The sequence below is a fragment of the Micromonospora sp. WMMD1120 genome, from assembly GCF_029626235.1.
GTDB lineage: Bacteria > Actinomycetota > Actinomycetes > Mycobacteriales > Micromonosporaceae > Micromonospora.
In genome coordinates this window covers 3,264,469-3,286,391 of the sequence record NZ_JARUBO010000005.1, presented here as the reverse complement: position 1 = coordinate 3,286,391, position 21,923 = coordinate 3,264,469, and the positions used below count along the sequence as shown (strand labels likewise).

Genomic DNA, 21,923 nt, shown 5'->3' with positions numbered 1-21,923 from the left:
GATGGCTATCGTTTTCACACTTGACTCGATCCTGAGGGGGTCGTCGGGTCACGCCGCCGACGGCGAGGGCCGGGCCGTGTTCGGCACGACCGGCACGGCCCGGTCGCTCCGCAACACGGCGTCACCCACGACGAGCAGCGCCGCGTGCTTGAAGAGGTAACTCAGGGAGACCGCCGCGGCCGCGCCGACAGCCCCGAACAGCGCCGCGCCAGCGGCCACCGTGCCGAGCAGGGCAACGGCGCTCACCACGCCGATCTTCGCGACCAACGCCCCCCGCCCCACGCCCTGGAGCACCGCGCCGCAGGGGGAACTCGCGCAGAACGAGGGCACCCCGGCGAGCAGCACGGCGATGACGACGCCGGCCTTCGCGTAGGTCTCGCCGAACAACAGCTCGGCCAGCCAGGGCGACGCCGCCATTCCGACAGCGCTGATCGCGCCGACGACGAGCACCACGACCAGGTTCGTGCGCCAGAAGAGTCGCCGGGCCTCGCCACCGCGCGCGGTCGCGGCGTGCGGCACCAGCACCGCGCTGAGCGCCGACGGGATCGACACGAACGGTGAGAAGATCCGGGACGCGGCGGCATAGAGGCCCGCGCCCAGACCGGGCACGACCAGGGACACCACCGTCGCGTCCAGCACCCGGGCCTGGGCGGACACGTTGCTGACCAGATAGGCCCGCGCGTCCACCAGCGCCCGCCACACGTCGCCGGAGGCCGCCGCCCCGGAGACCCGGACCACCAGACGAACGTGGACCAGCGCCAGGACCGACGCCACCACCAGGCCGTACGCGAGCGCCGCGAAGGGTTCGCCACCCATCTCGACGGCGACCACGAAGATCGCGACCTGCATGACCTTCCGGCCCAGGATCGAGGCGACCGCCTGCCCCATCCGGCCGTCGGCGATCGCGAGCGACAACATCGTCTCGACGTTCTTGTCCAGCATCCAGCCGGCGGCGAGGAGCACGGCGACCCACGGCGCCATGGTGCCGGCGGTGAGACCGAAGCCCAACGCCGCGGCGACGACCAGTCCGCCGATCGTGGTGAGGACGTTCAGGCGAAGACCCGCGCGGACGGCGGCGTCGCGCCCGAGCGCCCGCCACCGCAGCAGAGCCGTCGACACGCCCGCGTCCGCGACGACGGTCAGGAAGGCCACCGCCCCGAAGTAGCCGCCGAAGGCGCCGAAGCCTCGCGGGTCCACATAACGCGCCAACAGGACCATCGCGACGGCCTGCAGTCCGCTGCCGACGATCCGGGAGGCGGCCAGCGCCGAGGCCCCGCCCAGCACGCCGCCCAGCGTGCCACGCCGGGACGAACCCGCCTGCGCCGGAACGACCACGGTGGCCTGGCTACCGCGCCGGTCCTCGCCTCGGCCGGCGATGCCGCCTGGGCCGTCCGCGCTCGGGTTACCTCCGGACGCCGGGGCGCCGGCCCCGCGTCGTGGGCGCTCATGGTCCTGCACCAGCACCATCGTCGCCACCCCCACGACGAGGAACCACAGCGGCAACATGGACTCCGCCATGACGCCGTACGTGGTGGCCACGATTCCGAAGTAGGCCACCGTGAAGGTGAGACAGAACGCCGGGATCAGGGTCGGCCAGAAAACCCCCTTCCACACGCTCAGCACGGCCAGGGCCGACACCGGTGTGAGCAGGATGACGGCGCCCAGCACGCCCAACTCGACGGCGGCCAGCAGAACGCCGTTGTGCACCGGCACCCCTGCCGACACGATCGGATCGATCCGACCGACGACCTCCACGTAGTTGTTGGGGCCGATGCCCCACCACGGCCGGTTGGCCATGAACTGCAGCGCGCTGGACATGATCTGACCCCGCGAGCCACCGGACGGGTCGGCGATCATCCGGACGATGAACACCGGCGCCACCGCGAGCACGGCGACGCCCAGCAGGATGATCCCGATGAGGGTCTGTCGACTCCCGCGCCCCGCGCGGGCCTCGGTCGTGCCCAACCGCCGCAGCATCAACTCGCCGACCACGATCAGCATGAGAACCGCCAGCAGGCCGGTCCGGCTGCCGGTCAGAGCGGTCGTCGCGAGCGCGGCGCCGGGGATTCCGTAGCGCCCGACCACCGGCGGAAGGCGGAACCGGCCGAGGCGGGCAGCCGGACCGTTGGTGATGTAGTAGAGGGCGAGAACCAGGACGATGGCCTTCGCGAGGTTGACCGGGTGGTTCAGTGTTCCGTTGGTCCGGTCACCGAGAAGACGGGCCGCCTCGACGGTGCCCATCGGGTTGAGTGGCACGCCGAGCCGTTGGAGAGCCGCGCACCCGAACTGGGCGACGATGACGACGACCGAGGTCACTCGCAGCGCCGCGAGGGCGGACCGGTGCCCGACGAACAGACATCCCACCACGTACGCGACCGGGGCGGAGAGGTATTGCACCGCGCCGACCAACTCGCGGGTGGAGATGCTGCCGCGCATGGCGCTACCGATGCCGATGTACAGCGCCAGGGCGCCGGCCCCGGACATCAGGGCGGCCACCCAGCGCAGCCGCCGCCGGTGCCGAACCAGCAGCACGACGGTGGCCGCGACGAGCGCGGCCAACCACGTCGAGGGCGCGAACACGGGTAGCGCGATGCCGACGTGCCACGGCGCCTCACCCTGCCCGAAGGACTTGGGCAGCAGGGCGAGACAGGTCACCAGGACGGCGGCGCTCAGGGCCACCGGCCAGTCGGTACGAGCGTCGGCTGTGGCCGACGAGCCAGCACCCTCGGATACCGTCCGATCCACTACCGTACGTCCGCGCCCGGACCGGTCTCGTCGCCGCGGCGGCGGGGCTGCCGCACGCCCGCTGCCACGGCCTTCACGACTCCGGCAGCCATCGCTCCGCAGGCGTAGCCAACGGCTGCCGCGCCCGGTCGCCCGACCCGCAGACCCTCCGAGAAGACGCCGACCATCCCGCCGACGCTGCCCTGGCGGCGGGCGTACGTCATGACCGACCCCAGGTAGTAGTCACCCCGGTCCCTCGGGGTGGCCGAGCCGAGGTACTCGCGGGCCCAGTCCAGCTCGCGGTCCAACGAGATGGAGCGCGAGATGCCGTCGCCGATCGCGTCGTACCTGGTGAGCGCCTCGTCAACCTGGCGCACGGCCAGGCCGGGCACGGTACGGGAGAGCTGGAGGAGCCAGGTCAGGTCCTGGTGCAGGCTCAGCTCCTCGTCCAGCGGCACGGTCAGCGGCAGCGACCGGGGAAACAGGAGCGTGGAGGACGGAAGGAAGGCCTGCCCGCGCTGCACCCGGTGCCGCTGCAACAGGTTGTTCTCCAGGCTGCGGTCGGGGTCGTACGGGGCGCGGGGCCAGGTCTCGGAGCCGTGCGCGAAGTCCACCACGACCTTCGTCGACGAGATCCACGTCGACGAGTCGGCGAGGCCCGCCTCGGCGATGTCCCGCACCTGACGCTCGATCTTCGTCGGATGCCAGAGGTCATCGTCGTCGAGGAAGGCGACCAGGTCACCGGTGCACCTGCGGACACCGGCCATGCGGGCGGCGTTTCCGTTGCGGCGCTCGAGGTAGCGCACCAGCCGGACGCGTGGATCGGTCGGGAGGTCGACCTCGGTCTCCGAGTTGAGCACCACGTGCACCTCGGTGACGGGGTGCGTCTGGGCGAGCACGGATTCGACCGCTCGGCGGAGCCCTGGCTTGCCGACTGAGGGGATAACGACGCTGACTGTGGGACGCCACGTCGCGGATCGCGTCGGCACTGTGGGATGCACCCGACCCTTTCATACCAATTTCGCGTGGAGAATCGCATCGCGCTCGACTCGCAGCCGAGTGAACGCGGGGACCATATATTACCGAGGGCCAGGCGGGGGCGACGCCCCCTCGACCGCACCATTTATGCCGGCGGAATCACCGCCAATGGGCATCAGAAGGACAGCGTTGCCCTAATGCCGTTGGCCACTTTGCGCACCTCGCTCACCTGCGCCCCGGTCGCGGTCATCCGGATGACGACCTGACGGTCGATCACGCCGTCCGGGGTGCTCCGCCACCAACCGACCACCACCAGCCCGTACCGGTCCGCCCCACCGGCCTGCGGCGCCTCGGCGAAGGTCGCGTTGCCGGCCTGGACCCACTGCAGGCCCCACGCCTCCTCAGCCCTCCGGTACGCCGCCTGCACCTCGTCGCCGCAGGGCTTCGGGCAGTTGCGGACGATGATCTCCCCGCCCACCTCCGGCACGCCCGGACGCGAGATGCCACACAGGTAACGGGCGAATCCGGGGCCGCGCTGACGCGCGTCACAGGCCCAGGATTCCGGCACCTTCAGCGTGAAGCCGAGGCCGGGAGGGCTCTCCGCCCTGGTCCGGTCGGTGTCGGCGAACTGCGGTTCGGTGGGCCAGGAGCCGGGCTTCGGCGGTTCGACGCCCGGCTTGCGGGGTGCGCCGGTGGGGAAGGCGACCGGCTCGGGACTGCTGGACACGGACGCGGAGGGAGAGGGACTAAGCCCGGTCGGCGTCGATGGCTTGTCGCCCGGCTGCCACACGAATAAGCCGACGACCACGCCGAGCGCGACGACGACAGCGACCGCGATGCCGACCCACAGCCCGGTACGCCGGGGCGGTTTCCGCACTGTCGACCGCAGCGCCGGGTAGCTGGTCGAGTACGAACCCCCGAACGGCGACGAACTCGGCTCAGCCGGCGGAACGGACACCGGGGAGGCTGGCGGAACCGAGACGGGCCGCTGCTGCGTCAACCCCGGAGCGCCCGCGCCCGAGGTGGGGCGGTGGTCCTGCGCGGGCCCGTCGACGACATCGGCCGACGTCGCGCCGGGCATCCCCTGGGCATTGTCGCTGCCGGCCAGCTTCGCCCAGGGCGGCTCGGTCGCGCCCGCGTCAGCGGCCTGCCCCTGCTCGGTCTCCGAGGCCGGGCGGTAGTTCAGACCGAGGGCGAGGAAGATCTGTTCGGCCTCGGTGCCGCTGCCGGCGGCGTAGGCGACCCACGGCGCCGGGGCCATGAAGTCGGCCTGGAGGAAACTCGGCCTGCCGTCCCGCGCTCTCAGGGCGTTCGCCATGGACGCGAAAGACGTCCTCCACTGCTGGTCGGCGGCGACATCGAGGTCGAGAATGGCAACCGTCAGCGGCCGACCCTGGGCATCGACGGCCGACCACACCTTGCCTTCCCGACACGACCCCAGGGTCTTGAGCAACTGGAACGGACTGCCTGGCTGCATTCCACCCTCCCCGGAGCGACGGTGTGGATACTAGCGAGCGTGCGCACGGTGACCGGGGGCCACCCGCTGGTGCCGTGCCAGGTGCCAAGATTGCTGCCGTGAGGATGAGACGCTGGCTGGTCGCCGCAGTCATGCTTCCGCTCGTTGTCGCGTGTGGACCCTCCGGCGGCGCCGGCCAGTCAGGTCCGACGGCGGCGTGGCACCCGCCGGTGGCGCCGGGCACCACCGGGTCCATCGCCGTGGGCAACCGCCCGTTCGACCTGCACGTGCCGGTGGGCTACGACCGGGCGAAGCCGTCCCCCCTCGTCGTGCTGTTGCACGGCTACGGCTCCAGCGGTGCGCAGCAGGAGCGGTACTTCAACCTGACCCCCGAGTCCGATCGTCGTGGCTTCCTCTACGCGATGCCGAACGGCACCACGAACCGCGACGGGTCGAGGTTCTGGAACGCGGCCGAAGCCTGCTGCGACGTCGACGACAGCGGTGTGGACGACGTGGCGTACCTGGAACGTCTTTTGGACACTGTCGAGTCGACCTACTCGGTCGACACCGGGCGGGTCTACCTGGTCGGCCACTCCAACGGAGGTTTCATGGCCTACCGGATGGCCTGTGAGCGTTCGATGCGGATCACCGCTGTCGTCTCACTCGCCGGCGCCGTCGACGACGGCGCGCTCTGCACGCCGCAGCGGCCGGTCACCGTGCTGGAGATCCACGGCACCGCCGACGCGACCATCAAGTTCCGCGGTGGCACCAGAAACGGCCACCGGTACACGTCGGTCGACGCCACGCTCGCCATCTGGCGACGGATCAACGGCTGCTCGGCGAAGGCGGACACCTCGGCGCCGCACCTCGATCTCGAGCCCCGGCTGCCGGACGCGGAGACCGGGGTGACGTCGTACTCCGCCGGCTGCCGCGACGCCAGCCGGGTCGAGCTGTGGGACATCAGAGAGGGCAGCCACGTGCCCACGCTGAATGCGATCTTCCCGCCGGCCGTCACCGATTTCCTCTACCGCAACACGCCCCGATCCTGACGATTCCCCGAACTGTTCCGCACAATGCCTCAGCGATACGACAGGAGTAGTTGATTGACGGGGTCGTCGGCCTTTCTTCTCGACTGTCTGCGCCGTTCCGGAATGCGCGACGTGGTCGCGGTGCGGCCGGCGACGGGTGGTCTCGCGGCGCTCGCCGGCATCGCGACCCGCCGGAACGCCCCGCCGGTGTTCGTCAAGGCCCTCGCCGACATGCCGGACGACGACGTGTTCGCCGCCGAGGCCGACGGGCTGGCCGCCCTGCGGGAGCGCGGCGGTGTCGCGACACCCGACGTGCTGCTGGCGAACCGGGAGGTGCTGGTCCTGTCGGTGCTGCGGCCGAGGCCGACCGGCGAGACCTTCTGGGAGGAGTTCGCACACGCGCTCGCCCGCCTGCACCTGGGCACCACCCACCCGCGCTTCGGCTGGCACCGCGACAACTGGCTGGGTCGTCGCCGGCAGATCAACACCTGGGCGGACGACGGCTTCGCCTTCTTCGCCGAGCACCGGCTGCTCCGGTGGCTCGGGGAGCCCCGTGTCGAGGCCGCGTTGGACGCGGGCGACCGGGCGGCGTTGGAGCGGCTGTGCCGGCGGCTGCCGGAGTTGCTACCGGACCGACCGGCCTGCCTGACGCACGGCGACCTGTGGACGCAGAACCTGTTGGCGACAGCGGACGGGCGGCCCGCGCTGATCGACCCGGCGGTGTCCTACCTGTGGCCCGACGTCGATCTGGCCCACGTGTGGACCACCGCGCCGCCGCCCGAGGCGGAACGCTTCTTCTCGGTGTACGCGGAGCTGACCTCGCTCGACGCCGACTGGCCGGCCCGGATGCCGATCGTCCAGTTGCGTCAGCATCTCGCGGTGCTGGCCCAGTTCGACGACGACTGGGGCGCCGCCGAACAGATCCGGGCCACCCTGGCCCCGTTCCGTTCGAGGAGCTGACCGAGGCGGCCGGAGCAGGGCCGACGACCACCCTTGCGTGCTGAATAGTTTCATGCATAGGCTCACGCCGTGAATGAAGAGGTGCTCAACCTGGTCCAGGGGGTCCGCCTCACACCGACCCAGCGCCGCATCGCGCACTGCCTGGCGCAGCACGCCGGAGCGGCGGCGTACCTGTCGGCGGCCGAGGTCGCCGAGCTGGCCGGGGTCAGCCAGCCCTCGGTGACCCGGTTCGCCATCGCCCTCGGGCACGACGGCTACCCGGCGCTGCGCCGCCGCCTGCGGGAGCTGACCGCCACCGCGACCGAGCCGGACGACTCCGGCAACGAGCTTCAACGGGCCGTCCGGGCCGAGATGGACAACCTCGACCGGCTGGCCGGGCAACTCGCCGACCGGACCCGGATCGCCGAGGCCGGGAAGCTGCTGGCCGCCAGTCGTCCGCTGCCGGTGCTCGGGCTGCGTGCCGCCGCGCCGCTGGCCGCCTACTTCGCCTACTTCGCCGCCAAGGTGCACCCGGACGTGCGGGTGCTCGACGACGGGGGCAGCCTGCTCACCGACCGCCTGGAGCAGGCCGCCGCCGCCGGCGCGAGCGCCCTGCTCGCCCTCGTCCTGCCCCGCTACCCGCGGGAGACCCTGGACGCGCTCCGCGAGGCGCGCGCCGCCGGTCTGACCGTCGTCGCGATCACCGACTCTCCGGTCAGCCCCGCCACCGACCACGCCGATCTGGTGCTCCCCGCCGCTGTCGGCACCGATCTGGTCTTCGACCTGCACACCGCCCCGATGACCCTGGCCATGGTGGTTCTCCAGGCGATCTGCGACGCCTCCCCCGCGGAGACGCAGACCCGTCTGGAGGCGTTCGAGTCGTCGGCCGCCCGTCGCCAGTTGTTCCTCGGCTGAGAGGAGTACGAGATGACCCAGCCCGTCCGCGCCGCGCGCGGCAGCCAGCTCACCGCCCGCGGGTGGCAGCAGGAGGCCGCGCTGCGGATGTTGATGAACAACCTCGATCCGGAGGTCGCCGAGCGCCCCGACGACCTGGTGGTCTACGGCGGCACCGGAAAGGCGGCGCGGGACTGGCCGTCGTACCACGCGCTGGTCCGCACGCTCACCGACCTGCGCGAGGACGAGACGATGCTGGTGCAGTCGGGCCGGCCGGTGGGCGTGATGCGCACCCACGAGTGGGCGCCCCGGGTGCTGCTGGCCAACTCGAACCTGGTGGGCGACTGGGCGACCTGGCCGGAGTTCCGCCGCCTGGAACAGCTCGGCCTGACCATGTACGGGCAGATGACGGCCGGCTCGTGGATCTACATCGGCACCCAGGGCATCCTCCAGGGCACCTACGAGACGTTCGCCGCGGTGGCCGCCAAGAGGTTCGGCGGCACCCTCGCCGGCACCCTGACGTTGACCGCCGGCTGCGGCGGGATGGGTGGCGCACAGCCGCTCGCCGTCACCATGAACGACGGCGTCTGCCTGATCGTGGACGTGGACCGCACCCGGCTCGACCGGCGGGTGCACGACCGCTACCTGGACGAGGTCGCCGACTCCCTGGACGACGCGGTCGGGCGGGTGCTCGCGGCGAAGCGGGAGCGTCGGGCGCTGAGCGTCGGCGTGGTCGGCAACGCCGCCGAGGTGTTCCCGGAGTTGCTGCGCCGGGGCGTCGCCATCGACATCGTCACCGACCAGACCAGCGCGCACGACCCGCTGGCGTACCTGCCGGTGGGGGTGGAGCTGGCCGAGGCCCGGGACTACGCCGCCGCGAAGCCGGCCGAGTTCACCGACCGGGCCCGGGCGTCGATGGCGACGCACGTCGAGGCGATGGTCGGCTTCCTCGACGCCGGTGCCGAGGTGTTCGACTACGGCAACTCGATCCGGGGCGAGGCGCAGCTCGGCGGCTACCAGCGGGCGTTCGACTTCCCGGGTTTCGTGCCGGCGTACATCAGGCCGTTGTTCTGCGAGGGCAGGGGCCCGTTCCGGTGGGCGGCGCTCTCCGGCGACCCGGCCGACATCGCCGCCACCGACCGGGCCATCCTGGAGCTGTTCCCGGAGAACGAGTCGCTGGCCCGGTGGATCAGGCTGGCCGGTGAGCGGGTCGCCTTCCAGGGCCTGCCGGCCCGGATCTGCTGGCTCGGCCAGGGCGAGCGGGACCGGGCGGGCGTGCGGTTCAACGACATGGTCGCCTCCGGTGAACTCTCCGCCCCGGTGGTGATCGGCCGGGACCACCTGGACACCGGCAGCGTCGCCAGCCCGTACCGGGAGACCGAGGGCATGGCCGACGGCTCCGACGCGATCGCCGACTGGCCGCTGCTGAACGCCTTGGTCAACACCGCCAGCGGCGCGTCCTGGGTGTCCATCCACCACGGCGGCGGGGTGGGCATCGGCCGGTCGCTCCACGCCGGGCAGGTCTGCGTGGCCGACGGGACCGCCCTGGCCGGGCAGAAGATCGAGCGGGTGCTCACCAACGACCCGGCGATGGGCGTCATCCGGCACGTCGACGCCGGTTACGACATCGCCCGGGACGTCGCCGCGCGCACCGGGGTCCGCGTGCCCATGACCGAGGGACCCGTGAGCGCGAGGAGCGCAGCGCAGCGGAGCCCGGCAGTCGCGAACGACGGAGGGACCGCGTGAGCGACGACCTGCCCGGCCGCTTCCGGGCGCTGTGGGACGAGATCGCGTTGATCGGGCGGGACGCCGGCAGCGGCGGCTACCTGCGCTACGCGTTGACCGAGCCGGAACTCCAGCTGCGCACCTGGTTCCGCGCGCAGGCCGAGCGTCGTGGCCTGCCGGTGAGCGAGGACGGCAACGGCAACCTCTTCGCCCACTGGGGTGACCCGGAGGGCGCGGACGCGGTGCTCACCGGCAGCCACTTCGACTCGGTGCCGCACGGCGGGGCGTACGACGGGCCGCTCGGCATCGTCAGCGCGTTCCTCGCCGTGGACGAGCTGCGGGCGGCCGGGGTCACCCCGGTCCGGCCGCTGGTGGTGGCCGCGTTCGTCGAGGAGGAGGGCGCGCGCTTCGGCGTACCGTGTCTGGGGTCGCGGCTGCTCACCGGGGCGCTGCCGGTCGACCGCGCGGCCGGCCTGCGCGACGCGGCCGGGGTGAGCTTCGCCGAGGCGCTCGGTGACCGGCCGGCGGGCGCCCGGCCGGACCTGCTGGGCCGGTTCGGCGTCTTCGTGGAGTTGCACGTCGAGCAGGGCCGCGCCCTCGTCGACACGGCCGCGCCGGTCGCGGTGGCCAGCGCGATCTGGCCGCACGGCCGGTGGCGCTTCGACGTGGTCGGCGAGGGCAACCACGCCGGCACCACCCGGATGGGCGACCGCCGCGACCCCATGCTGACGTACGCGTTCACGGTGCTGGCGGCCAACAAGGAGGCCCGGCTGCGCGACGCGCACGCCACAGTGGGCCGGGTCGCCGTGGAGCCGAACGCGACCAACGCCATCCCGTCGAAGGTGACCGGCTGGCTGGACGCGCGGGCCGCCGACCCGGAGACGCTGAGTGGGCTGGTGGAGGCGGTACGCGGCAAGGTCGCCGAGCGGGCCCGCCGCGACGGTACGGCGGTGACAGTCACCGAGGAGTCCACCACGCCAGTGGTCGCCTTCGACGGTGACCTGGCCCGAAGGCTGGCCGCGCTGCTCGACGCGCCGGTGCTGCCCACCGGCGCGGGGCACGACGCCGGTGTGCTCGCCGCGCACCTGCCCACCGCGATGCTCTTCGTGCGCAACCCGACCGGGGTGTCGCACTCCCCCGCCGAGTCGGCCACCGACGAGGACTGCGCCGCCGGGGTACGGGCGCTGGCCCGGGTGTTGGAGGAGCTGACATGCCGGTGACCACCACGCGCTGGCTGGCGGAGTACGCCTGGCTGCCCGAACACGCCGAACCCACTCCCGACGTGCTGATCGAGGTCGACGGCGGCCGGATCAGCGCGCTCACACCGCTGGTCGGGGCCGGTGCTCCGGCCGCCGGGGTCGAGGTGCTGCGAGACGCCACCCGGCTGCCCGGACTGACGGTGCCCGGACTGGCCAACGCGCACTCGCACGCCTTCCACCGGGCGCTGCGCGGGCGTACCCACGGCGGGCGGGGCGACTTCTGGACCTGGCGCGACCAGATGTACGCCGTCGCGGACCGACTCGACCCGGACACCTACCTCGCCCTGGCCCGCGCCGTCTACGCCGAGATGGCGCTCGCCGGGATCACCTGCGTGGGTGAGTTCCACTACCTGCACCACCGGCCCGACGGCGGCGCGTACGACGACCCGAACGCGATGGGCGCGGCGCTGGTGGAGGCCGCCGCACACGCCGGGATCCGGCTCACGGTGCTGGACACCTGTTATCTCACCTCCACAGTCGACGGTCAGGCCCTCGCCGGCCCGCAGCGCCGGTTCGGCGACGGGGACGCGCTCCGCTGGGCGCAGCGGATGGGCGCCTTCGAGCCGACGGACTCGCACGTCCGGGTCGGCGCGGCGGTGCACTCGGTGCGGGCGGTGCCGGCCGACCAGTTGGACACGGTCGTCGGGTGGGCCCGGCAGCGGCGGGCCCCGCTGCACGTGCACCTCTCCGAGCAACCCGCCGAGAACGACGAGTGCCGGGCCGTACACGGGCGCACGCCCACCGGGCTGCTCGCCGAGCACGGCGTCCTCGGGCCGGACACCACGGCCGTGCACGCCACCCATCCGACCAGCGCGGACCTGTCCCTGCTGGGCGACAGCCGGACCGGTGTGTGCCTCTGCCCGACGACCGAGCGGGACCTCGCCGACGGCATCGGCCCGGCACGGCTGATGGCCGAGGCCGGCATCCCGCTGAGCCTCGGCAGCGACAGTCACGCCGTGATCGACCTGTTCGAGGAGGCCCGGGCGGTGGAGCTGGACGAGCGGCTGCGCACCCGCCGGCGCGGCCACTTCACCCCACCGGACCTGTTGACGGCGGCGAGCGCCACCGGGCACGCCGCGCTGGGCTGGGCCGACGCCGGGAGGCTCGCCGTGGGCGCCCGCGCCGACCTGGTGACGGTACGCCTGGACAGCGCCCGTACCGCCGGCGTGCCGCCGGTCGGCGCGTTCTTCGCGGCCGGCGCGGCGGACGTCGAGCAGGTGGTGGTGGACGGCCGGGTGGTGGTGTCCGAGGGCCGGCACCTGAGCGTCGACGTGCCGGCCGAGTTGTCGGCGGCCATCGCGGCGGTGGTGCCCGCGTGAGCAGCCTGGTTGTCGACAACATCGGAGAGCTGGTCACCAACGCCGCCGGGGAGGGCCCGCTGGGCATCCGCCGCGACGCCGCGGTGCTGGTCGAGGAGGGCCGGGTGGCCTGGGTCGGGCCGTCCGCGTACGCGCCGGCCGCCGACCGGCGGGTCGACGCGGGTGGGGCGGCCGTGCTGCCCGGCTTCGTGGACAGCCACGCCCACCTGGTCTTCGCCGGGGACCGGGCCGCCGAGTTCGCCGCCCGGATGGCCGGCGAGCCGTACACCGGTGGCGGCATCCGGACCACCGTCGGCGCGACCCGGGCAGCCACCGACGCCGAGCTACGGGCCACCGTGCGCCGGCTGCACGCGGAGGCGCTGCGCCAGGGCACCACGACCATCGAGATCAAGAGTGGGTACGGGCTGACCGTCGCCGACGAGGCCCGCTCACTCCGGATCGCCGCCGAGACCAGCGCGGAGACCACCTTCCTGGGTGCCCACGTGGTGCCCGCCGAGTACGCCGACCGCCCCGACGACTACGTCGGTCTGGTCTGCGGGCCGATGCTGGCCGCCGCCGCGCCGCACGCGAAATGGATCGACGTGTTCTGTGAGCGGGGCGCCTTCGACGTGGACCACGCCCGCGCCATCCTGGCCTGCGGGCAGGCCGCCGGGCTGGGCGTACGGCTGCACGCCAACCAACTCGGCCCCGGCCCCGGCGTCCGACTCGGGGTGGAGTTGGACGCGGCGAGCGTGGACCACTGCACCCACCTGAGCGACGCGGACGTGACCGCGTTGGCCGACACGGCGCACGGCGACGGGTCGGGGACCCGCACCGTGGCGACCCTGCTGCCCGGCGCGGAGTTCTCCACCCGCTCGCCGTACCCGGACGCCCGGCGGCTGCTCGACGCCGGTGTCACGGTGGCGCTGGCGACGGACTGCAACCCCGGCTCGTCGTACACCTCGTCGATGCCGTTCTGTGTGGCCCTCGCGGTCCGCGAGATGCGGATGACCCCGGCGGAGGCGGTCTGGGCCGCCACCGCCGGTGGCGCGCGGGCGCTGCGTCGCGACGACATCGGTGTCCTCACCCCGGGCGCGCGGGCCGACCTGGTCGTGCTGGACGCGCCGTCCCATCTGCACCTGGCCTACCGGCCCGGTGTCCCCCTGATCCGCCAGGTAATTCGCAACGGAGTAACACCATGACGACAGTGACCATCCAGCCCACCGGGATCTCCGCCGACGACGTGCTCGCGGTGGCCCGCGGCACCGCCACTGTCGTCCTCGCCCCGGAGACCATCGAGGCGATGGCGACCAGCCGGGCCATCGTGGACGGCATCGAGTCGTCCGGCCGTCCGGTCTACGGGGTCTCCACCGGGTTCGGCGCGTTGGCGAACACGTTCGTCGCGCCGCAGCGGCGGGCCGAGCTGCAACACGCGCTGATCCGCTCGCACGCCGCCGGGGTGGGCGCGCCGATGCCGCGCGAGGTGGTCCGGGCCATGATGCTGCTGCGGGTCCGCTCCCTGGCCCTGGGCCGCTCCGGGGTCCGCCCGCTGGTCGCCGAGGCCCTCGTCGACCTGCTCAACAACGACATCACCCCGTGGGTGCCGGAGCACGGCTCGCTGGGCGCCTCCGGCGACCTGGCCCCGCTGGCGCACTGCGCGCTGACGCTGCTCGGGGAGGGCTGGGTCCTCGGTCCGGCCGGCGAGCGGCAGGACGCGTCCGAGGCGCTGACCGCCGCCGGGCTCAAGCCGATCGAGCTGGCCGCCAAGGAGGGGCTGGCGCTGATCAACGGCACCGACGGCATGCTGGGCATGCTGCTGCTGGCCATCCACGACGCGGCGCACCTGTTCGCCATGGCCGACGTGACGGCGGCGCTGGCCATCGAGGCGATGCTCGGCTCGGAGCGGCCGTTCCTACCCGAGCTGCACGCGATCCGGCCACACCCCGGTCAGGCGGCGTCGGCGGCGAACATCCACCGACTGCTCCAGGACTCGGCGGTGATGGACTCGCACCGCGACGACCTGGCGCACGCCGTGCAGGACGCGTACTCGATGCGCTGCGCGCCGCAGGTGGCCGGCGCGGCCCGGGACACCCTGGACTTCGTCCGCACCGTCGCCGGCCGGGAGCTGGTGTCGGTGGTGGACAACCCGGTGGTGCTGCCGGACGGCCGGGTCGAGTCGACCGGCAACTTCCACGGCGCGCCGCTCGGCTTCGCCGCGGACTTCCTCGCCATCGCCGCCGCCGAGGTCGGCGCGATCGCCGAGCGGCGGGTGGACCGACTGCTCGACGTCACAAGGTCGCGGGACCTGCCGGCGTTCCTCTCCCCCGACGCCGGGGTCAACTCCGGGCTGATGATCGCCCAGTACACGGCGGCCGGGATCGTCGCCGAGAACCGGCGACTGGCCGCGCCCGCCTCGGTGGATTCGCTGCCCACCAGCGGCATGCAGGAGGACCACGTCTCGATGGGCTGGGCGGCGGCCAAGAAGCTGCGCACCGTGCTGGACAACCTGACCAGCCTGCTCGCCGTGGAGCTGCTGGCCGGCGTACGCGGCCTCCAGCTACGCGCCCCGCTGGTGCCGTCGCCCGCCGGCCGGGCCGCCGTCGCCGCGCTCGGCGCGGCGGCCGGTGAGCCGGGCCCGGACGTGTTCCTCGCCCCGGTCATGGAGGCGGCCCGTGCCGTCGTCGCCGGGCCGCAGTTGCGCGCCGCCATCGAACGGGAGGTCGGCCCGCTGGGCTGACCCGGGTCGGGTCGCTGTCGCTCAGGGTGCCGGCGGCAGCACCTTGGCGACCAGCTTCGCCAGCTCCCGCAGCGCCTTGCCACGGTGGCTGATCGCGTCCTTCTCCGCCGGGGTGAGCTCGGCGTTGGTCCGGTCCTGCCCGTCGCCGAGGAAGATCGGGTCGTAGCCGAACCCGCCGTCGCCGCGCGGAGCGCGCAGCACCCGCCCGGACTGCCGGCCGTCGACGAGATGCTCCTTGCCGCCCGGCAGCACCAGCGCCACGGTGCAGACGAACGAGGCCGCCCGCTGCCCGTCCGGCACGTCGGAGATCTGGTCCAGCACCAACTGGAGGTTGGCCTTGTCGTCGCCGTGCCGGCCGGCCCAGCGGGCGCTGAACACGCCCGGCATCCCGTTGAGCGCGTCCACGGCGAGCCCGGAGTCGTCGGCGATGGCCGGCAGCCCGCTCTGCCGGCAACCCTCCCGCGCCTTGATCAGCGCGTTCTCGCCGAAGGTCAGGCCGGTCTCCGGCAGCTCCGCGTACTGCTCGACGTCGTCGAGGCCGAGCAGGGCGATCCGCTGCGCGCCGAGCGCGCCGTCCAGGATCCGCTGGAGTTCCACGAGCTTCTTGCGGTTACGGGTGGCGAGCAGGACCTTGTTCATGCCAGTGCCTTCCGCTGGGCTTCGGCCAATTCGGTGCAACCCGCGACGGCCAGGTCGAGCAGGCTGTCGAGCTGGTCCCGGGCGAACACGCCCGCCTCGCCGGTGCCCTGCACCTCGACGAAGTCGCCCGCGCCGGTGCACACCACGTTCATGTCGACCTCGGCGGCGACGTCCTCCTCGTAGCAGAGGTCGAGGCGGGCCTCACCGGCGATCACGCCCACGCTGACCGCGGCCACCGAACGGTGCATCACCTTCTCCGGCTTGCCGGCCAACGCCTTGCGGGCGGCCAGCCACCCCACCGCGTCGTGCAACGCGACGTACGCGCCGGTGATCGCCGCCGTGCGGGTGCCGCCGTCGGCCTGGAGCACGTCACAGTCGAGCACAATCGAGTTCTCGCCGAGCGCCTTGAGGTCGATGCTGGCCCGCAGGCTGCGGCCGATCAGCCGGGAGATCTCGTGGGTGCGGCCACCGACCCGACCCTTGACGCTCTCCCGGTCGGAGCGGGTGTTGGTGGCCCGGGGCAGCATCGCGTACTCGGCGGTCACCCAACCGAGCCCGGACCCCTTGCGCCAGCGGGGCACCCCCTCGGTGACGCTCGCCGTGCAGAGCACCCGCGTGCCGCCGAACTCGACGAGCACCGACCCCTCCGGGTGGGTGCTCCAGCCCCGGGTCAGGGTCACCGGTCGGAGTTGAGAGGGCCCTCGCCCGTCAGGTCGCGCCATGCCTGCACCCTATGCGGTGCGGCGATCCACCTCCGCCGGGGTGTCCCGACCGGCGTGCCTGCCACCCATCGGACCCCGGCACGAGCCGGCTCAGATGTCGTAGCTGGCACCGGGCCGGACGACGTCGATCGGGCCGGTGTACGCGGCGGCGGCCGACTCCAGCGTGTGCGCCTCGCTCCCCCAGGCCGCCACCAGATGGGTGAGCAGCAGGCGACCCACCCCGGCCTTGGTCGCCGTCTCGCCGGCCTCCCGACCGGTCAGGTGCAGATCCGGTGGGTTGTCCACCCCGTCCAGGTAGCTCGCCTCGCAGAGGAACACGTCGGCGTCCTGGGCCAGCCGCGACAACGCGTCGCACGTCGCCGTGTCGGACGAGTAGCACAGCGACCGGCCGCCGTGCTCCAGCCGCACCCCGTACGTCTCGACCGGGTGGTTGACCCGGTCCACGGTGACGGTGAACGGCCCGATCGGGAAGGTGCCCGGCTGGAGGGCGTAGAACTGGTAGACGTCCTCCACCGTGCTGTCGTCGCCGTAGGCGGCGCTGAGCCGGTCCGGAGCGCCGGAGGGCGCGTACACGGGCAGCGCCGGGTAGGGACCCTCCGGCGCGTACCGGCGGACCACCACGTAGGTCACGGCGTCGAGGATGTGGTCGCAGTGCAGGTGGGTCAGCACGATCGCGTCCGGGGCGTGCAGCCCCGCGTACCGCTGGAGGCTCGACAACGACCCCGAGCCGAAGTCGACGAGGAGTCGGAAGCCCTCGGCCTCGACGAGGTAGGCCGAGCACGGTGACTCGGGGCCGGGGAAGCTGCCGGCGCAGCCGAGGACGGTCAGTCGCATCGGGTTGTCTCGCTGTTACTGTCAGTAGCATCCGTGTTGGCCGTTACCCGAGCCATGATCTCCACCGACGCGTGCGCCACACGGCGCAGCCTACGCTGGGTACCGGGCGGCAAGAATCATCCAGCGGAAGTTGTCACGAACGTGACACACACTCGCGGTACGCGGACAGACCCCGGGCCGTCGACGTACGTCGACGGCCCGGGTCGGAAGACCGGTCCGGTCAGGCCCAGAGCTGCCCCTCCAGGGCGTCCTCCGCGTCGGCGAGCGTGCCACCGTACGCGCCGGTGGAGAGGTATTTCCAGCCGCCGTCGCACACCACGAAGGCCACATCGGCCCGCCGGCCGTCGCGAACCGCCTCGTGCGCGACAGCGAGCGCGGCGTGCAGGATGGCCCCCGTCGAGAAGCCGGCGAAGATGCCCTCCACCTCGACGAGTTGACGGGTACGCAGCACCGCGTCCCGGGTGCCGACCGAGAAGCGCCGGGAGAGCACCGTGGCGTCGTACAGCTCCGGCACGTACCCCTCGTCGATGTTGCGCAGGCCGTAGACCAGCTCGCCGTAGCGCGGCTCGGCGGCCACCACCTGGATGCCCTCGACCTTCTCCCGCAGGTAGCGACCGGTGCCCATCAGGGTGCCGGTGGTGCCGAGGCCGGCCACGAAGTGGGTGATCCCCGGAAGGTCACGCAGCAACTCCGGCCCGGTCGTCTCGTAGTGCGCCCGCGCGTTGGCCTCGTTGCCGTACTGGTAGAGCATCACCCAGTCGGGGTGCTCGACGGAGATCTGCTTGGCCGTGGCGACCGCCTGGTTGGAGCCACCCGCCGCCGGCGAGAAGATGATCTCGGCACCGTACATCCGGAGTAGTTGGACCCGCTCGGTGGAGACGTTCTCCGGCATGACGCACACCAACCGGTAGCCGCGCAGCTTGGCCACCATCGCCAGCGAGATGCCGGTGTTGCCACTGGTCGGCTCGAGGATGGTGTCACCCGCGCGGAGCCGGCCGGCCTCCTCCGCCGCCCGCACCATGAACAGCGCCGCACGGTCCTTGATGCTGCCGGTGGGGTTGCGGTCCTCCAGCTTGGCCCAGAGCCGCACCGGAGGGGCCCCGGCCGGCACCGTCGGAGAGAGCCGGGGCAGTCCGACCAGCGGAGTGCCCCCGCAGGCGTCCAGCAGGCTGTCGTACCGCGCCACGGCGGCCGACCTCAGCGCGCCGCGGCCGCGGCGGTCTGCGGGCGGACAGCCGCGCCGTGCGAGCTGATCGCCGCCGCCGCGGCGAAGCCGAACGCGCCGCCGGCCACGGCCGGCAGGATCGTGACGCTGTCGCCGTCGGAGAGCTTGGCGTCCAGGGCGCCGAGGAAGCGGACGTCCTCGTCGTTGACGTAGACGTTGACGAAGCGGTGCAGGGTGCCGGTCTCGGTGATCAGTCGACCGCGCAGGCCGCCGTGCCGGGAATCCAGGTCGGCGAGCAGGTCGGCGAGCGTGTCGCCGGTGCCCTCGACGACCTTGGCGCCGCCGGTGTAGCTACGCAGGATGGTGGGGATGCGAACCTCGATGGCCATGATGGGGAACTCCTCGTTCGGGTGTGCCGGGGCTGACGGACGGAAAACGGGTGCGGCGCTGACGGGTCAGCGGCCGGAACACTCGTAGTCGACAGCCGCCGGGCTCTGCCCGAACATGTAGGACTGGACGGCGTGCGGGTCGACGCCGGCCTCCACGACACGCACCGGCTCCTCGGTCACCACGCCGTCGACGATCCGGAACGACCGGATCTCCTCCGAGTCGGGCTCCCGGGTCGAGACGAGCAGGTAGTGCGCCCCCGGCTCACCGGCGAAGGAGACATCCGTCCGAGACGGGTAGGCCTCGGTGGCGGTGTGCGAGTGGTAGATCACGACGGGCTCCTCGTCCCGGTCGTCCATCTCCCGCCACACGCGCAGCTGCTCCATCGAGTCGAACTCGTAGAACGTCATCGACCGGGCAGCATTGTCCATCGGGATGTGCCGGGTCGGGGTGTCGCTGCCGACGGGACCGGCGACGACGCCGCACGCCTCGTCGGGGTGGTCCCGGCGCGCGTGGGCGACGATCGCGTCGATGATCGACCGGTCGATGCTCAGCACGTGCACCAGCCTAACGCCTGCGGAGCACGGGTCGAAGTGGTGCGGGTCACGCCTAGTCGATCAAGGCGTTGAGCAGCGACTCCTGGAGATATCCGAGATAGGCGTAGACCGAAAGCTGGAACACCCGACTCGACCCCGGGTCGTCCGCGACCGCGTCGTCGAGCTCCGCGCCCAGGTCCGTGCCGTCCTTGATCTCCAGCCGGACCCCCATCGCGAGGCGGGCGTCGTTGAGGGCCCGCAGCCACGCCTCGGCCGCCTCGGCGTCCAGCCGCACCTCACCGCCGGCGTCGTCCGGCAACGCGGCCAGGATCGCGCCGGCCTGATCGATCTTCGCGGTCTTCAGGTCGCCCTCGGTGTAGCGGCGGAACTCGGCCGTCCCGGGGGCGTCCTGCGGATAGACGGCCGGAAAGAGCCGACCGACGACCGGGTCGGTGTGGTCGAACCCGTCGGTGAGCAGACCCACCACCTCGGAGGCGACCTTGCGCAACACCCGCACCTCGTCGACGGCGAAGGTGGCGACGTAACGGCCGGCCTGGCGACGGAACATGCTCATGACCTGTCCACCGTCGCCCACAGCCCGTACGCGTGCAGCTGCGACGCGTCGTGCTCCATCCGCTCGCGGGCGCCGGTGGAGACCACCGCCCGACCCTTGTGGTGCACGTCCAGCATCAGCTGCTCGGCCCTCTCCCGGCTGTAGCCGAAAAGCTTCTGGAAGACCCAGGTCACGTAGGTCATCAAGTTGACCGGGTCGTCCCACACGATCGTCACCCATTGCCGGTCCGACGCCGGCACCTCGTCAGTGTCCGGCGTCTCGACCGGTGCAACCTGCGGAGCCGCCATGCCCCCCATCGTGCCACCGGTTTCCCGGAACCGAGGAACCGGAACGCCGGACCGGCGCGGATCGCCCACGGCGCTGCCGTCAGGCGAGCAGGATGCCGTGATCGACCGCATCGGAGAAGACCGCGCCCAGCGAGAGGCGCATCACCTCGAACCGTCGGGAGATCTCCCTGGACAGGCCCAACTCGACCTCGCGTACCGCGCGCTGGGACCAGGCCCGCGCCGCGTTCGCGTCGGCGGCGCCGGGCATCCGCCACTGCTGCCAGCACCCGCCGGAGAGCGCCACCGCGACCGGCGGCAGCACCTCGTCGCGGGACGCCGTCGGATAGCTGGCGGCGGCGTCGATCGCGTCCGTGCCGGTCAACTCGGCCACCCCGGCCGTGCTGGTGATCAACAGCACCTTGTCCAACTCCTGACCGGGCGGGTGGTCGGCGAAGCCGTACTGCACGGCGGTGGCGATCCGGCGGAGCACGCCCTCGGTGGGCGGCGTGCCGAGCACCCGGGACGCGACGTCGACGACGATGCCGCGCACCGCCTGGTCGCACTGCGCGGTGGCCAACAACGACAGCGCCGCCATCTCCCGATCGAGGAGATCCGGCAGGCCGGCGCAGCCCACCCCGAACACGATCTCCTGAACGGCCCGCAGGTGAATGTTGGCCAGTTCCAGAGCGAGGTGCTGGCGGATGCGCTGCGCGCACGTGCGGGTGTGCCGGTCGAGCCGCTCGGACCAGTCGCCCGGATCCTCGGCCACGGCGACCCGACCGTGCTGGCCGGGCAGCACCGGCGGGCCGACGCTCGACCGCTGCAACCCCTCCCGCGACGACCACCCCACCAGGGCGCGCCGCAGATCGGCGGCGGCGTCGGCGTCATCGACCGGAAACCACCGGGCATCGGCCAGCGCCGGCACGGCGGCCAGCAACGCCGCCCGGTGCGCCGCGACCGTCACCGCGGCAGCGTCCACGTGCGCCGTCGCGCCCTCGGCCGGCGGGACGGACGCCCCCGCGTCCTCCGTCGTCGTCGTGCCGTCGGGCAGCGGCGCCCAACCCGCCGTGCCCGGGGTGACCGCGAAGACCACCTCCACCGGGGTCGGGGCGACCTCGGCGAGCAGATTGAGCTCGGCGGCGGTGAACGCCTGGTCGGCGGCGATGACGAAGAGCAGCGCGCCGGCTCGGCCCGCCGCCTCCAGGAGCACCCGGGTGCCGGCCACGCCGAGGGTGGCCGTGTCCGGCACGTCGATCAGCGTGAAGTGCCGCAGCAGCGGCTCGGGCACGCTCAGCTCGACCCGCCGGGGAGGACGGGCCAGCGCCGGACCGGCGGCGTCCCGGTCCGCGCCGTACGAGTGCGGCTGGCGGTAGCCTGGCACGAACGCCGCCCGGGTGGGCACCTTGGCGTTGCGCACCACCAACCAACTGCCCGCCGGCACGGTGAGCATGACCGGGTCGAGACCGAGAAGCGTGGCGAGCACGGCGCGGCGCTCGGCGCCGGCGGGGCCGACCGCGACCACACCGAGCGGTTCCTCCGGCGCGGCGCCCGCCACGCCGACAGTGGTGGGCAGCGTGCCACACCGGGGCACGTCGGGCGGGCCGGTCATGTCGTCGGGCGAGTCGACCGACGGGAGAGGGCCCTGCTTCATCAGGTGGCCTCCCGGTGCAGGGTGAGCGGTCGCCCGGTCGCGGGTCCGCGGTGCACGACCGGATGTCGGAAGACTACGGGCGACCGGCCGTCCCTGCGGAACACCACGAAT

Annotated in this window: 20 protein-coding genes; 8 read left to right on the top strand and 12 right to left on the bottom strand. The window is 72.8% G+C overall.

Annotated elements, in window-relative coordinates; translation table 11 throughout:
• Nucleotides 1-48 precede the first annotated feature (48 nt).
• The 3 genes from O7634_RS15510 to O7634_RS15500 form a co-directional block, all read right to left on the bottom strand.
• The gene (locus O7634_RS15510) at nt 49-2,679 is read right to left on the bottom strand and encodes an O-antigen ligase family protein (RefSeq protein ID WP_278150836.1); all 2,631 of its coding nucleotides are present in this window, start codon (nt 2,677-2,679) and stop codon (nt 49-51) included.
• 65 nt (nt 2,680-2,744) lie between these two features.
• Nucleotides 2,745-3,713: a glycosyltransferase family 2 protein gene (locus O7634_RS15505; protein WP_278150835.1), complete on the bottom strand. Its 969-nt coding sequence runs from the start codon at nt 3,711-3,713 to the stop codon at nt 2,745-2,747.
• A gap of 164 nt (nt 3,714-3,877) precedes the next feature.
• Nucleotides 3,878-5,179: a hypothetical protein gene (locus O7634_RS15500; RefSeq protein WP_278150834.1), complete on the bottom strand. Its 1,302-nt coding sequence runs from the start codon at nt 5,177-5,179 to the stop codon at nt 3,878-3,880.
• Nucleotides 5,180-5,283: 104 nt separating this feature from the next.
• On the opposite strand from O7634_RS15500, the gene O7634_RS15495 reads away from it, so the two are divergent.
• The 8 genes from O7634_RS15495 to hutH all read left to right on the top strand — a co-directional run bounded on the left by O7634_RS15495 (nt 5,284) and on the right by hutH (nt 15,038).
• Nucleotides 5,284-6,207: an alpha/beta fold hydrolase gene (locus O7634_RS15495; protein ID WP_278153980.1), complete on the top strand. Its 924-nt coding sequence runs from the start codon at nt 5,284-5,286 to the stop codon at nt 6,205-6,207.
• A 54-nt stretch (nt 6,208-6,261) separates the two neighbouring features.
• Entirely contained in the window at nt 6,262-7,146 is an 885-nt protein-coding gene (locus tag O7634_RS15490; protein ID WP_278150833.1) for a fructosamine kinase family protein, read from the top strand.
• A gap of 69 nt (nt 7,147-7,215) precedes the next feature.
• Nucleotides 7,216-8,040, top strand: coding sequence for a MurR/RpiR family transcriptional regulator (locus tag O7634_RS15485; RefSeq protein ID WP_278150832.1), 825 nt, complete (start codon nt 7,216-7,218; stop codon nt 8,038-8,040).
• A gap of 12 nt (nt 8,041-8,052) precedes the next feature.
• Complete coding sequence (gene hutU / locus O7634_RS15480) at nt 8,053-9,765, top strand: urocanate hydratase (protein WP_278150831.1); 1,713 nt, start codon at nt 8,053-8,055, stop codon at nt 9,763-9,765.
• Nucleotides 9,762-10,964, top strand: a complete 1,203-nt coding sequence (locus O7634_RS15475) for an allantoate amidohydrolase (protein ID WP_278150830.1) — start codon at nt 9,762-9,764, stop codon at nt 10,962-10,964. Before hutU ends, O7634_RS15475 begins: the two co-directional genes overlap by 4 nt.
• A complete protein-coding gene (locus O7634_RS15470) occupies nt 10,955-12,322 on the top strand; it encodes a formimidoylglutamate deiminase (RefSeq protein ID WP_278150829.1) in 1,368 nt (455 codons plus the stop codon). The genes O7634_RS15475 and O7634_RS15470 overlap by 10 nt, the downstream gene beginning before the upstream one ends.
• A complete protein-coding gene (gene hutI / locus O7634_RS15465) occupies nt 12,319-13,503 on the top strand; it encodes an imidazolonepropionase (protein ID WP_278150828.1) in 1,185 nt (394 codons plus the stop codon). Before O7634_RS15470 ends, hutI begins: the two co-directional genes overlap by 4 nt.
• A complete protein-coding gene (gene hutH, locus O7634_RS15460) occupies nt 13,500-15,038 on the top strand; it encodes a histidine ammonia-lyase (RefSeq protein WP_278150827.1) in 1,539 nt (512 codons plus the stop codon). Before hutI ends, hutH begins: the two co-directional genes overlap by 4 nt.
• 21 nt (nt 15,039-15,059) lie before the next feature.
• On the opposite strand, the gene rdgB is transcribed toward hutH, so the two are convergent.
• The 9 genes from rdgB to O7634_RS15415 all read right to left on the bottom strand — a co-directional run bounded on the left by rdgB (nt 15,060) and on the right by O7634_RS15415 (nt 21,812).
• Nucleotides 15,060-15,677: an RdgB/HAM1 family non-canonical purine NTP pyrophosphatase gene (gene rdgB / locus O7634_RS15455; protein ID WP_278150826.1), complete on the bottom strand. Its 618-nt coding sequence runs from the start codon at nt 15,675-15,677 to the stop codon at nt 15,060-15,062.
• Nucleotides 15,674-16,399, bottom strand: a complete 726-nt coding sequence (gene rph / locus O7634_RS15450; RefSeq protein ID WP_278150825.1) for a ribonuclease PH — start codon at nt 16,397-16,399, stop codon at nt 15,674-15,676. Before rph ends, rdgB begins: the two co-directional genes overlap by 4 nt.
• 90 nt (nt 16,400-16,489) lie before the next feature.
• Complete coding sequence (locus O7634_RS15445; protein WP_278150824.1) at nt 16,490-17,233, bottom strand: MBL fold metallo-hydrolase; 744 nt, start codon at nt 17,231-17,233, stop codon at nt 16,490-16,492.
• A gap of 220 nt (nt 17,234-17,453) precedes the next feature.
• The gene (locus tag O7634_RS15440; RefSeq protein ID WP_278150823.1) at nt 17,454-18,419 is read right to left on the bottom strand and encodes a pyridoxal-phosphate dependent enzyme; all 966 of its coding nucleotides are present in this window, start codon (nt 18,417-18,419) and stop codon (nt 17,454-17,456) included.
• A gap of 11 nt (nt 18,420-18,430) precedes the next feature.
• The gene (locus O7634_RS15435) at nt 18,431-18,787 is read right to left on the bottom strand and encodes a MoaD family protein (RefSeq protein WP_278150822.1); all 357 of its coding nucleotides are present in this window, start codon (nt 18,785-18,787) and stop codon (nt 18,431-18,433) included.
• Nucleotides 18,788-18,853: 66 nt separating this feature from the next.
• Nucleotides 18,854-19,342 (bottom strand): M67 family metallopeptidase, encoded by a 489-nt coding sequence (locus O7634_RS15430; protein WP_278150821.1) that lies wholly within the window; start codon nt 19,340-19,342, stop codon nt 18,854-18,856.
• Between the two features lie 52 nt (nt 19,343-19,394).
• The gene (locus O7634_RS15425) at nt 19,395-19,895 is read right to left on the bottom strand and encodes a DUF2017 domain-containing protein (protein ID WP_278150820.1); all 501 of its coding nucleotides are present in this window, start codon (nt 19,893-19,895) and stop codon (nt 19,395-19,397) included.
• On the bottom strand, nt 19,892-20,182 hold the full coding sequence (clpS, locus tag O7634_RS15420; protein ID WP_088946433.1) for an ATP-dependent Clp protease adapter ClpS: 291 nt from the start codon (nt 20,180-20,182) through the stop codon (nt 19,892-19,894). The genes O7634_RS15425 and clpS overlap by 4 nt, the downstream gene beginning before the upstream one ends.
• 79 nt (nt 20,183-20,261) lie before the next feature.
• Nucleotides 20,262-21,812: a hypothetical protein gene (locus tag O7634_RS15415; protein ID WP_278150819.1), complete on the bottom strand. Its 1,551-nt coding sequence runs from the start codon at nt 21,810-21,812 to the stop codon at nt 20,262-20,264.
• Nucleotides 21,813-21,923 lie beyond the last annotated feature (111 nt).